General features: G+C 52.0%; 12 protein-coding genes. 4 read left to right on the top strand and 8 right to left on the bottom strand.

The window, feature by feature from the left end:
- Nucleotides 1-238: 238 nt before the first annotated feature.
- Genes ACLJQD_RS22335 through xapA form a run of 4 tightly spaced genes read right to left on the bottom strand, consistent with a single transcriptional unit; the run spans nt 239 to nt 3,536 of the window.
- A complete protein-coding gene (locus ACLJQD_RS22335) occupies nt 239-1,123 on the bottom strand; it encodes a LysR family transcriptional regulator (protein WP_017441404.1) in 885 nt (294 codons plus the stop codon).
- Between the two features lie 51 nt (nt 1,124-1,174).
- A complete protein-coding gene (locus ACLJQD_RS22330; protein ID WP_000658727.1) occupies nt 1,175-1,333 on the bottom strand; it encodes a XapX domain-containing protein in 159 nt (52 codons plus the stop codon).
- A gap of 58 nt (nt 1,334-1,391) precedes the next feature.
- Nucleotides 1,392-2,648, bottom strand: a complete 1,257-nt coding sequence (locus ACLJQD_RS22325; protein WP_000513241.1) for a nucleoside permease — start codon at nt 2,646-2,648, stop codon at nt 1,392-1,394.
- 54 nt (nt 2,649-2,702) lie between these two features.
- On the bottom strand, nt 2,703-3,536 hold the full coding sequence (gene xapA, locus ACLJQD_RS22320; protein WP_017441403.1) for a xanthosine phosphorylase: 834 nt from the start codon (nt 3,534-3,536) through the stop codon (nt 2,703-2,705).
- A 255-nt stretch (nt 3,537-3,791) separates the two neighbouring features.
- Here xapA and ACLJQD_RS22315 point away from each other — a divergent pair, with 255 nt between their 5' ends.
- Nucleotides 3,792-4,553, top strand: coding sequence for an outer membrane protein (locus tag ACLJQD_RS22315; protein WP_000722926.1), 762 nt, complete (start codon nt 3,792-3,794; stop codon nt 4,551-4,553).
- A 57-nt stretch (nt 4,554-4,610) separates the two neighbouring features.
- On the opposite strand, the gene ACLJQD_RS22310 is transcribed toward ACLJQD_RS22315, so the two are convergent.
- A complete protein-coding gene (locus ACLJQD_RS22310; RefSeq protein WP_001109831.1) occupies nt 4,611-5,537 on the bottom strand; it encodes a LysR family transcriptional regulator in 927 nt (308 codons plus the stop codon).
- A gap of 89 nt (nt 5,538-5,626) precedes the next feature.
- Here ACLJQD_RS22310 and ACLJQD_RS22305 point away from each other — a divergent pair, with 89 nt between their 5' ends.
- Nucleotides 5,627-6,625 carry a bile acid:sodium symporter family protein gene (locus ACLJQD_RS22305; protein ID WP_000765569.1) on the top strand — a complete coding sequence of 333 codons (999 nt, stop codon included), beginning with the start codon at nt 5,627-5,629 and terminating at the stop codon, nt 6,623-6,625.
- Here the strand turns inward: ACLJQD_RS22305 and ACLJQD_RS22300 are convergent.
- The 3 genes from ACLJQD_RS22300 to zipA form a co-directional block, all read right to left on the bottom strand.
- Complete coding sequence (locus ACLJQD_RS22300) at nt 6,622-6,840, bottom strand: DUF3820 family protein (protein WP_001519708.1); 219 nt, start codon at nt 6,838-6,840, stop codon at nt 6,622-6,624. The genes ACLJQD_RS22305 and ACLJQD_RS22300 overlap by 4 nt on opposite strands.
- 1 nt (nt 6,841) lies before the next feature.
- Nucleotides 6,842-8,857 carry an NAD-dependent DNA ligase LigA gene (ligA, locus tag ACLJQD_RS22295; protein WP_000433273.1) on the bottom strand — a complete coding sequence of 672 codons (2,016 nt, stop codon included), beginning with the start codon at nt 8,855-8,857 and terminating at the stop codon, nt 6,842-6,844.
- Nucleotides 8,858-8,928: 71 nt separating this feature from the next.
- On the bottom strand, nt 8,929-9,915 hold the full coding sequence (gene zipA / locus ACLJQD_RS22290; protein ID WP_000983126.1) for a cell division protein ZipA: 987 nt from the start codon (nt 9,913-9,915) through the stop codon (nt 8,929-8,931).
- A 231-nt stretch (nt 9,916-10,146) separates the two neighbouring features.
- On the opposite strand from zipA, the gene cysZ reads away from it, so the two are divergent.
- Entirely contained in the window at nt 10,147-10,908 is a 762-nt protein-coding gene (gene cysZ, locus ACLJQD_RS22285) for a sulfate transporter CysZ (protein ID WP_000255008.1), read from the top strand.
- A gap of 163 nt (nt 10,909-11,071) precedes the next feature.
- On the top strand, nt 11,072-12,043 hold the full coding sequence (gene cysK, locus ACLJQD_RS22280; protein WP_017441402.1) for a cysteine synthase A: 972 nt from the start codon (nt 11,072-11,074) through the stop codon (nt 12,041-12,043).
- Nucleotides 12,044-12,076 lie beyond the last annotated feature (33 nt).

The following is a 12,076-nucleotide window of genomic DNA, read 5'->3' as shown; positions in this document are numbered from 1 at the left end:
GGTCGTTAGCTCAGTTGGTAGAGCAGTTGACTTTTAATCAATTGGTCGCAGGTTCGAATCCTGCACGACCCACCAATGTAAAAAAGCGCCCTAAAGGCGCTTTTTTGCTATCTGCGATATGGAAGACCCGAACCTGCAGCAGGTTCGGGTCTTGCCTGATGCGCTGCGCTTATCAGGCCTACAGACGACACCGCACACGTAGGCCGGATAAGACGTTAGTCGCCATCCGGCACAGACATCATACCGTCAACGCCGCCACCAGTTTCTCCAGTGCTGGCGTTGCCTGCTGCTGGTCATACACAATATACAAATCCGCCGGAATACGTTCCTCTAACGGACGGAACACCACACCCGGCCAGCTCATTTGCGCATAGCCATCAGCCATCAACGTAATCCCGATCCCCATACTGATCATCGCCAACACCGTTTGCGGCTCAACCACTTCCCGAATAATCATTGGCGAGAAACCCGCCTGTTGGCATACACGTTGTAAAAATCCCCAATCAGAATGTACGGAAGGCAACGTAACAAAATATTCATTGCGCAACGCCGACAGCGGCACAGAATCTCTGGATGCCAGATCGTGATCTTCCGGAACTGCAACCATGAATGCAGATTCATGCAAACGTATGCTGGTAAAACCGACTGCCGGTTCGATAGCCATACGCCAGATCCCTGCATCAAGTTCCCGACGCTCTAACAACGCCATTTGCATACCTGGAGACTTTTCGCGAAAAAGTACTTCAACATTGGGATTTACTTTCAAAAAGTGACGCATCGCAGGACGCATTCTTCCCCACAGCGCCGTACCAACCACACCCAGTTCAATGCGCCCCGCTTCACCGCGACCAATCTGCTCCACTCGCGCCAGCGCCTGATTTACATTGGCTAACAAGCGACGTGACTCCTCCATTAAAACTTTCCCGGCATGGGTTAATGCAACGCTGCGGGAATGACGAATAAACAGCAATGTACCCAGTTGCTGTTCAAGTTCTTTGATATGGATACTCAAGGGAGGTTGTGACATATTTAACCGGGCAGCAGCCCGGCCAAAATGCAATTCTTCTGCAACAGCGAGGAAATAACGTAATAGCTTTAGATCAATACGATGGGCTCGTTCCATCACTATCGCACTCCAGGAATAAGGGATAACGTCTGGAATTTACCATATTACCTAGTAAAAAATAGATTTAACGACAAGATACCCAATATACATAAATACAATAGATAATACCCCGGGTAAAACATTTGGTGCGGGAATAGGTATACGGCATAAAGTAAAAAATGCGCCAATACCAAATCCAATACCGGAGGAGAGAATAATTTCTTTCATACTGTGTCCTTGTTCATAAAAATGGACTGGCGAACATCCTCTCGCCAGTCAAATAAAATTAATGTGCTAATGATTTGGTCGACAGTTTTTCTGGATGGTGCTGATATTTAAAGAACAATGCAAAAATAACGGCCAATGCCAGAGCGTAGGCGGCAAAAACCAGCCAAATGGTTTGCCAATCTTTTACACCATCAATAGAAAAATAATCCACGGCCATACCGCTTAAAAGAGACCCAATCCACGCCCCCACGCCGTTAACCATGGTCATAAATAGCCCCTGCGCGCTGGCGCGAATACTTGAGTCCACCTCCTGCTCTACAAATACTGACCCTGAGATGTTGAAGAAATCAAATGCGCAGCCATAAACAATCATCGACAGCAGCAGTAGCACAAAGCCAAACGGGGATGGATCGCCAAAAGCAAAGAAGCCGAAACGCAACGTCCACGCCAGCATACTCATCAGCATTACCGTTTTAATACCAAAGCGTTTAAGGAAAAACGGAATGGTGAGGATAAAGCCCACTTCCGCCATCTGCGAAACTGAAAGCAAGATAGAGGGATACTTCACCACAAAACTATCGGCAAACTCAGGATTACGGGCAAAATCATGCAGGAACGGATTACCGAAGACATTGGTAATTTGCAGCACCGCCCCCAACATCATCGCAAACAAAAAGAAGATTGCCATGCGTGGATTTTTAAACAGAACAAAAGCATCCAGTCCGAGCTTACTGGCAAGCGTGGTGTTCGCCTTCTTCTCGGCTACCGGAATTTTCGGTAACGTCAGCGCATACAGGGCCAGCAATAACGATGCGCCAGAAGCGATGTATAATTGCGCACTGCTCAGTTCCAGCCCCATCAGGCTCACCGTCCACATCGCAACAATAAAACCTATTGTGCCGAAAACGCGCACAGGCGGAAATGACGTTACCGGATCCTGACCTGCTTTCGCCAGACAGGAGTACGAAACGCTATTGGATAATGCAATCGTTGGCATATACGCCATCGCATTAACCAACATCACCCAGAACATCGTCTGGGGATCGGTAACGGTGGTGGCGTACAATAACGCCCCCGCGCAAACCAGATGGCAAAGCATGTAGGCTCGCTCAGCGCGCAGCCATTTATCAGCAATGATCCCCATAATGCCCGGCATGATAATCGCTGCCAGTCCTTTTGAGCTGTAGACCATACCGACATTCGCGCCGGTAAAATCCAGAGTGTTGATCATGTAAGAACCCAGGGTAACCAGCCAGCTCCCCCAGATAAAATATTGCAAGAACGACATGACTTTTAAGCGGGACGTAATACCCATTTTTTATTCCTTGCCGTGAGATAAAGCCCCAATACGGGGCCGTAGTCATTGTGTTTAGGCCAGCTTACGTAAAAAGCCGCAAATCAGATTTATAAAGTTCTGCCGGGAAAGTTCAGCCGCCGCCAGCGTTTGCGCATGGGAGAGTTTTACATCGCCTAACCCTTCCGCCAGATTGGTGATCGCTGAGACGGCAACAACTTTGAGGCCACAATGACGTGCGCTAATCACCTCAGGGACAACGGACATTCCGACCACATCGCCGCCAATAATCTGCATCATGCGGATTTCTGCCGCCGTTTCGAAGTTCGGACCCGGATAAGAAACAAATACGCCTTCAGTGAGGGGGAATCCCTCCTCTGCCGCAACGGACTGAAGCATGGCGCGATAATCTGCGTCATAAGCATTAGCCAGCGAGAAGAAGCGATCGCCATAACGATCATCGTTTGGCCCCACCATCGGCGTACCGGGCATCGTATTAATGTGATCGCTAAGCGCAACCAGGCTACCCGGCCCCACTTCCGGGCGCAGAGATCCTGCCGCATTGGTGCAGAACAACACTTCACAGCCCAGTAATTTCAACGTGCGAATGGCATTGGTCATCACCGCCATTCCACGCCCTTCATAAAAATGTCCGCGGCCTTTCATACAGGCCACCGGAACCCCCGCCAGATGGCCGAGCACCAGTTCACCAGCATGGCCGTGTACAGTGCTGACGGGAAATCCCGGCAATTTCTCGTAAGAAATGGCTACCGCATCTTCGATTTGGTCCGCCAGAGCACCCAACCCGGAGCCTAAAATAAACGCAACTCGCGGGGTAAATGCCGGTTTATGTGCATGAATAATATCAATACAATACTCAGGATTATGAGAAAAAAGAGCGTGAGGCATAAGTTTCCTTGTTCTATCGGATTTAATTTGACTCCTTTTTATAACGACCATCGCCCCTTGCTGACCAATACACTTTTCACGTGTCATCAATAGCCATTTAATATCGATAGATTTAGATCGCTTCTGTATTAATACAGAGGGAAAACAGTATTGGTTTTTGCTTGCACTTCATATTAACAATATGCCGCTTTCATATTTATAAATTGCCTCTTTTTAATTAACCCATTAATAATTATCGGCATAGGGAAATATGCTATGAAAAAAATTCTTACTCTGACGCTTTCTTCTTTACTCATTATTCCCGCACTCACCCATGCGGAATTTAAAGGCGGGTTCGCCGATATCGGCCTCCATTACCTCGACTGGACATCAGACACCACGGAAAAAACCAGTAAAAAATCCCATAAAGATGATTTTGGGTACCTGGAACTGGAAGGCGGAGCGAATTTTAGCTGGGGAGAAATGTACGGGTTCTTCGACTGGGAAAATTTTTACAATGGCCGCCACGCTAAACCAGGCAGCGAACAGCGTTACACCTTTAAAAATACCAACCGTATTTATCTGGGCGATACAGGATTAAACCTCTATCTCCATGCCTACGGGACGTACGGTTCACCTCATCGCGCTAATTTCCATGATGACATGTTTCTCTATGGTTTAGGCTATAACTTCACAGGTAACGGTTACTGGTTTAAACCCTTCTTTGCCAAACGTTATACCGATCAGACCTACTACACAGGCGATAATGGTTATGTATTAGGTTGGGTGGCCGGCTATAGCTTCTCGTTGGGTAGTGAGAAATTCAGCGTAACGAACTGGAATGAGTATGAGTTTGACCGCGATGCGTCCTACGCTGCGGGCAATGGCGGGAAAGATGGCATTAATGGCGCAGTAGCGCTGTGGTGGAATGCGACTCCTCACCTGACCGCAGGAGTACAATATCGTTACGCTGATAATAAGTTAGGAGAATCCTTCCTGCAGGATGGCATTATTTATTCCATCAAATACCTGTTTTAACACACAGCCCTGTCAAAAATGGCAGGGCAAGACCGCACCTCACACACAGACAGATATTTATAGCTGATACAGCGGATCTTTCGCCCTCGCGGCGGTTAATTCGCTGGCCTGAGTACGCACCACGTCCCACAACGCCTGCGCCGCCGTGGAGAGCGATCGGTTTTTTCGCCGCGCCAGCATGAGCTGCCTTTCAACTACGGGCGTCAGCCGTTTAACCTGTAAGTGGCTGCCCTGCGGGAGCGGTAACGCCAGCGCGGGCAGCACGCTGATGCCGATTCCCGCTTCCACCATTGGAAACAGCGTGGCCGGGTGACCAATCTCCTGCACGATATCCGCCTCAATAGCAAAATGGGCCAGCGCCGCATCAATCAGCGGTCGACTGCCGGAAGCATAATCCTGTAAGACCAGCGAGGCCTGTTTAAGATCCTGCCAGCTCACCCATTCCTGATGCGCCAGCGGATGATCCTGGCGACACAACAGTAAAAAAGGCTCTGATAAGATGGCTTCACACTGTAAATCCACCGCTGCGCCGGGATCGATAACGATGCCAAAATCCACTTCACCCTGGCGGATGCTCTCCAGCACCCACTGCTGCGGACGATCGTGCAATACAAAATCAATAGCGGGATAAAGTGAATTACTTTGGGCAATGCATTGCGGAATAAGATGCGCAGAAATGGTTTGGCTCGCGGCAACGCGCACGGTGCCGGTTAATTGTGTCCCTACTCTGCCTGCATCGCGCAGTATGCTGTTCAGTTCATCAAGCACCCGCTCCAGACGCGTCGCCAGTTGTTGCCCCGCCTCGGTCAGCACCACCTCACGCGTAGTGCGATCCAACAGTCTGACGCCGGTTTGCCGCTCCAGCTCTTTTACGCTATGACTGACCGCAGACTGGCTCAGTCCAATCCTGTCCCCTGCCCGACTGAAACTTTTGGCCTGGGCGACGGTAATAAAAATACGCAGTTGACGCAGTGAATAGTTCATCGACTAGATTCATATATAGATGCAATAAATCAATTTTATTTCTCAAAGCGAAAAACGCAAAATAGCTGCACCGACTTTCAGGAGTTTTTATGAAACTTTTTCGTATCCTTGACCCTTTCACGCTGACACTTATCACCGTGGTACTACTGGCCTCTTTTTTCCCGGCGGAAGGCGGCTTTGTGCCTGTCGTTGAAGGCATTACGACAGCGGCCATCGCTCTGCTGTTTTTTATGCATGGCGCGAAGCTTTCACGTGAAGCGATCATCGCTGGCGGCAGCCACTGGCGGTTGCATCTTTGGGTCATGTGCAGCACTTTTGTGCTCTTTCCTGTCCTCGGCGTACTGTTTGCCTGGTGGGCGCCTGTCAATGTCGACCCTATGCTCTACAGCGGCTTTCTGTATCTGTGCATTTTGCCCGCCACCGTGCAGTCGGCGATTGCATTTACTTCACTCGCGGGCGGTAACGTCGCGGCCGCGGTGTGCTCAGCGTCTGCGTCCAGTCTGCTGGGCATTTTCCTGTCGCCGCTGCTGGTCGGTCTGGTAATGAATATTCATGGCGCGCAGGGCAGTCTGGAAGAGGTGGGCAAAATTATGCTGCAACTGCTGCTACCTTTTGTGCTGGGACACCTGTCTCGCCCGTGGATCGGCAACTGGGTCGCGCGCAACAAAAAGTGGATCGCGAAAACGGATCAGACCTCTATTCTGCTGGTGGTCTACTCGGCGTTCAGCGAAGCGGTGGTCAACGGCATCTGGCACAAAGTCGGCTGGGGATCGCTGCTGTTTATCGTCGTGGTCAGCCTCATACTGTTGGCGATCGTCATCGCCATTAACGTCTTTGTCGCCCGTAAATGCGGCTTCAATAAAGCCGACGAAATCACTATTGTTTTCTGCGGTTCGAAAAAAAGCCTGGCCAACGGGATCCCGATGGCCAATATTCTGTTTCCGACGTCAGTGCTGGGTATGATGGTATTACCGCTGATGATCTTCCACCAGATCCAACTGATGGTCTGCGCAGGGCTGGCGCGGCGCTACAAACGCCAGACCGAGAAGTTACAGGCGCAGCAGGAAAGCCGCGCCGCGAAAGCTTAAAGCGGGCGTTTAAGGGGCTGCACCAGTTGCGTCAGCCCCTCGGTTTTAATCAGCAGCGTGATTTGCATCAACTCCCCCAGTTTACCCGCCGGAAACTGATCTTTACGGGCAAACCACAGCAAATACTCTTCCGGAAGGTCGATCAATCGACGTCCCTGATATTTGCCGAACGGCATCACGGTGTTGGCGATTTCAACCAACTGCTCTTTTTCCATCTCAGGCACCCAGTAAGCGGATCATTTCCGCTTCATCAATCACGGTAATACCCAGTTCCTGCGCTTTGGCCAGTTTGGAGCCCGCCGCTTCACCGGCAATCACCAGATCGGTTTTCTTCGATACGCTGCCTGCCACTTTCGCGCCCAGCGCCGCTAAACGCGCTTTAGCGTCATCGCGGGACATCTGGCTCAGGCTACCGGTTAGTACCACGGTTTTACCGGCAAACGGGCTATCGATCTCTTGCACATTAATGACTACCGGCGCGGGCCAGTGAACCCCTTCCGCCAGTAGCTGCCCAATCACGTCACGATTGCTCTCTTCGGCAAAAAAGTTAAAGACGTGCGTAGCGACCACAATCCCCACGTCGGGTACTTTCTGCAACTCGTCAATGGTAGCGGTTTGCAGCGCCTCCAGCGTGCCGAAATAAGCCGCCAGCCCCGCCGCCGTCGCTTCACCCACTTCACGGATGCCCAGCGCATAGAGAAAACGCGCAAAAGTCGTCGCTTTGGCTTTTTCCAGCGCGTTTACAACATTTTGCGCGGACTTTGGCCCCATTCGGTCCAGGCCGGTCAGTTTACCCGCCGTCAGACGGAACAGATCCGCTGGCGTATGGACATACTCCCTTTCCACCAGTTGGTCGATGATCTTATCGCCCATCCCGTCTACATCCATCGCCCGGCGCGACACAAAATGTTTCAGCGACTCTTTACGCTGCGCGCCGCAAATCAGCCCGCCGGTACAACGGGTAACGGCTTCGCCTTCAACGCGCTCTACGTCCGATCCGCACACCGGACAGTGCGTTGGAAACACAATCGGACGCGTCTCTTCAGGGCGTTCGGACAGAACCACGTTGACCACCTGAGGGATCACATCGCCTGCCCGACGGATAACCACCTTATCGCCAATACGCAAGCCAAGTCGCTCAATTTCATCGGCATTATGCAACGTGGCATTGCTGACCAGCACACCAGCCACCTGAACCGGTTCCAGACGCGCCACCGGCGTAATCGCCCCAGTGCGCCCGACCTGAAACTCAACATCGCGCACAAAAGTCATCTGCTCCTGAGCAGGAAATTTAAACGCCACCGCCCAGCGCGGCGCGCGGGCCACAAAGCCCAGCTGTTCCTGCAAAGCCAGCGAGTTGACCTTAATCACCACGCCGTCGATATCAAAACCGAGCGTGGGGCGATCTTTTTCGACGTTGTGATAAAAATCCAGTACCGCCTGGGGAGAATCGCACAGCGTCACGCGATCGCTGACCGGTAACCCCCACGCTTTAAATTGCAGCAACCGTCCCAGATGCGTATCCGGCAACTCGCCGCCTTCCAGAATACCGACGCCGTAGCAGAAAAATGTTAGCGGTCGCTTCGCCGTAATACGCGGATCGAGCTGACGCAGCGAGCCCGCCGCCGCGTTACGCGGGTTAGCAAACACTTTGCCGCCAGTACGGCGCGCGTCTTCATTGATCTTTTCGAACCCGGCCTGCGGTAAAAATACCTCTCCGCGAACTTCAAGACGCGCCGGAATGTTATCGCCGTGCAGCTTTAACGGAATGGCGCGAATCGTGCGCACGTTTGAAGTAATATCTTCACCGGTGGTGCCGTCGCCACGCGTCGCAGCGCTCACCAGCACGCCGTTTTCATACAGAATGCTGACCGCCAGGCCATCCAGCTTTAACTCGCAGCACCAGATGACATTTTCCGTGCTTTTTAGACGATCCTGCACTCGCTTGTTAAACGCCAGGAAGCTTTCTTCATCAAATACGTTATCGAGCGACAGCATCGGTACTTCATGGCGAATCTGGTTGAATGCCGTCAGCGGCGCCGCGCCAACGCGCTGCGTGGGCGAATCCGGCGTGATAAGGTCCGGACGTTGCGCCTCCAGCTCTCGCAGTTCCCGCATCAGGCGGTCATATTCGGCATCGGGAATCTCTGGCGCATCCATCACATGATACAGATATTCATGATGGCGAAGCGTGGTTCGCAGTTCTGTCAGTTGTTGTTCGATTGGTTCCATATCACACCATCAATGATAAAAAACCCCCGACAGGCGGGGGTTACGTTAAAAATGTCACACCTGCGTTAACCTCAGGCGTTAGCGTCCATCACCTCGCGGATGCGGTCCTGATATTCGCGCAGTTTCTGCGGTGTCATCATCCGACGCTGGTCATCCAGCACGACGCCGCCGACCTCATCAGCGATATGCTGCGCGGATTGCAGCATCAGCTTGAAATTCTGCAGCGCATCGCCGTAAGACGGTACCTGCATAAAGATAGTGACGCCAGGCGTAGTGAAGTCCGTCATTTCAGGATCGAACGTTCCCGGATTGACCATATTCGCGAGACTGAACAAGGCCGGGCCGCTGCCGTCCGGGCTCAAATGACGATGGAAAATATTCATATCGCCAAATTTAAAGCCTGACTGCTGAATACTGTTCAGTAACACTTCACCATTAAGCTCGCTGCCATGATGGGCCGCGACGTTCATAATGATGACCGCCTCTTTACGCTGCGGTTTTTCCACAACCGGCGCTTCTTCCACTACCGGTTCCGCCTCAACCACAGGTTCCGCAGGCTGGAAGGTTTGCGCTGATGGCGGCGGCGCGGGCTGCGCAACAGGCTGCGGCGCTTGCGACGGCGGTGCAGGCTGCTGTTGCGGCGGCTGTACCGGCGGCGCAGATGGCTGAACCTGCTGAGGCTGCGGCGCAGGTTGGACCGGTTGCTGAACCGGCTGTTGCATCGGCGCTTGCGGCTGCGGCGGCGCCGCTGGACGCGGTTGCGCAGACGCATAAGGCGGCTGGTACTGGTGTTGCGGCGACTGACGAGGGGCATCATGCTCCTGCGACTGGCCGGGGGCATGATTTACGCGGTGAACACGAACTTCACCCACGCCTTCGTCTTCTTCGACATCGTCGTCATACGAGTCGTCGTCGCGTTTCGATTTCATGCGTTTTAGTGGACGATCGCGGAACATAGAAGATCGTTCTTTACGGCTGGTCCAGAAACCATGTACCAGTAAAGCGATTATGGCGATCGCGCCAACAATGATTAATATCAGACGCAAATCCTGCATCATTATATTCTCTGTTGTTCTAACACCTTGCCACCACGGCAAACATTTACTCACTAAGAGTATTTGCCGATTACGTCAAGTGCAAGTGTACTGTTGGCTTTCGCAGCATAAAGATGAAGGAAAATGTGCTTTTTGCTGTTTTTTCGAACATTTCCGAACTATCCACCGTCTGATAACCGGGTAAGATATCCCACGTTTACCCAGGGCTTTAAGAAAAAGGAGTATGTCCTGAATATGGTTTCATCATCCACAACCGTACCACGTAGCGGCGTCTATTATTTCTCGCAAGGATGGAAGTTAGTCACCCTACCGGGAATCCGCCGCTTTGTTATTTTACCTTTGCTGGTCAACATTGTGCTGATGGGCGGCGCATTTTGGTGGCTGTTTACCCAGCTTGACGCCTGGATACCTTCGTTGATGAGTCATGTGCCGGACTGGCTGCAATGGCTGAGCTATCTGCTGTGGCCGATTGCAGTTATCTCTGTTCTGTTGGTCTTTGGCTATTTTTTCTCTACCCTCGCCAACTGGATCGCCGCGCCGTTTAACGGCCTTTTAGCCGAACAGCTTGAGGCGCGGTTAACCGGCGCCACGCCGCCAGATACCGGCATACTCGGCATCATGAAAGATGTACCGCGCATTATGAAACGTGAATGGCAAAAGCTGGCGTGGTATCTGCCGCGCGCTATTGTGCTGCTGGTTCTCTATTTTATTCCTGGCATTGGCCAAACCATCGCGCCGGTGCTGTGGTTTTTGTTCAGCGCCTGGATGCTGGCGATCCAGTATTGCGACTACCCGTTTGATAACCACAAAGTGCCGTTTAAAACGATGCGCGCCGCGTTGCGCACGCAGAAGGTCGCGAATATGCAATTTGGCGCGCTCACCAGCCTCTTTACGATGATTCCGGTGCTTAACCTTTTCATTATGCCTGTCGCCGTCTGTGGCGCGACGGCAATGTGGGTTGATTGCTGGCGTGCTAAGCACGCGTTATGGAAATAACGTAAAAATGTATAAATAAGAGATGGCTTATGCTGTCTCTTATTCCATACTGATAACCATTATTTCCCATCAGCATATAGATATGCGAAATCCTTACTTCCCCATATCTGGCTGGAAGGTATGCTGGGAAGGTATCCCAATTTCATACAGTTAAGGACAGGCCATGAGTAAGATTTATGAAGATAACTCGCTGACTATCGGTCATACGCCGCTGGTTCGACTGAACCGTATCGGTAATGGACGCATTCTGGCGAAGGTAGAGTCGCGCAACCCGAGCTTCAGCGTCAAGTGCCGTATCGGCGCCAATATGATTTGGGATGCCGAAAAGCGTGGCGTACTGAAACCTGGCGTGGAACTGGTGGAGCCGACCAGCGGCAACACCGGTATTGCGCTGGCGTATGTCGCCGCCGCGCGCGGTTACAAACTCACCCTGACCATGCCGGAAACCATGAGCATTGAACGCCGCAAGCTACTCAAAGCATTAGGCGCGAATCTGGTGCTGACCGAAGGGGCGAAAGGGATGAAAGGCGCTATTCAGAAAGCCGAAGAAATTGTCGCCAGCGATCCGCAAAAATATCTCCTGCTCCAGCAGTTCAGCAACCCTGCCAACCCGGAAATCCATGAAAAAACCACCGGCCCGGAAATCTGGGAAGACACCGATGGTCAGGTGGATGTGTTTATCTCCGGCGTCGGCACTGGCGGTACGTTAACTGGCGTCACGCGTTATATCAAAGGGACGAAGGGTAAAACCGATCTTATCACCGTTGCGGTAGAACCCACTGACTCCCCGGTTATCGCCCAGGCGCTGGCTGGTGAAGAGATCAAACCAGGCCCGCATAAAATTCAGGGCATCGGCGCAGGCTTCATCCCGGGCAACCTGGATCTGAAACTGATTGATAGAGTGGTTGGCATCACCAATGAAGAAGCCATTTCTACCGCGCGCCGTCTGATGGAAGAGGAAGGTATTCTGGCGGGAATTTCTTCCGGCGCCGCAGTTGCTGCAGCGCTTAAGCTGCAGGAAGATGAAAGCTTTACCAATAAGAATATTGTGGTTATCCTACCTTCATCAGGTGAGCGTTATCTGAGCACCGCGTTGTTCGCCGATCTCTTTACTGAGAAAGAACTGCAACAGTGATGCCAGCATGTTAAAAACGCGTAAAAAAGCACC

The organism is Salmonella sp. SAL04214, assembly GCF_046550615.1.
GTDB classification, from domain to species: Bacteria; Pseudomonadota; Gammaproteobacteria; order Enterobacterales; family Enterobacteriaceae; genus Salmonella; species Salmonella enterica.
This window is presented reverse-complemented; position numbering and strand designations above follow the sequence as displayed.